This is a genomic window from Agaribacillus sp. DX54, assembly GCF_056858335.1.
This window is the reverse complement of record NZ_JBXEQE010000132.1, coordinates 1-460: the sequence shown is the minus strand read 5'-3', so window position 1 is coordinate 460 and position 460 is coordinate 1. Positions and strand designations below refer to the sequence as shown.

2 protein-coding genes are annotated in these 460 nt (G+C 29.8%); both read left to right on the top strand.

The window, feature by feature from the left end; translation table 11 throughout:
* The first annotated feature begins 1 nt into the window (after position 1).
* Positions 2-172 carry a phosphopantetheine-binding protein gene (locus AC04NP_RS30665; RefSeq protein ID WP_482863948.1) on the top strand — a complete coding sequence of 57 codons (171 nt, stop codon included), beginning with the start codon at positions 2-4 and terminating at the stop codon, positions 170-172.
* Positions 172-460: hypothetical protein (locus AC04NP_RS30660; protein ID WP_482863947.1), on the top strand; the 289-nt coding region annotated here is incomplete at its 3' end. The genes AC04NP_RS30665 and AC04NP_RS30660, both read left to right, overlap by 1 nt.

Sequence of the window (460 nt, the reverse complement as noted above, 5' to 3'; positions counted from 1 at the left end):
GTTGGCCACTCGTTTAGTTTCTACGATCCGAAAAGAGTTAGAAGTTGAGATTATGATTAAAGATATATTCAACTTCGTCAATATAGATGAACTAAGTACTTATTTAGAACATACAAAAATCAAAGAGAAAGAAAGTTCAGATACAGTTTATAAAAAAACAATCACAATATAATGAATAAGGCATTAAGTATTATCAAAAAGGCGCAAAGTAAAGGTGTCAAATTAGAATTAGATGAAAATTCTCTAGTTTTAAAATCAGAGAATGAAGATATCGATGATGCTTTACTTGTTGATATAAAGCTTAATAAGGAACTCATTGTTGAGCATTTAAATAAATTTGATGTAATCGATTCTCCTTACAAACGATTTGGTAAAGATGCGATAAAGCCATTTGATAGAGAACTTATCAAAAAAATTCCCTTATCCTTTAGCCAGGAGCGTTTGTGGTTTTTGGATCAGT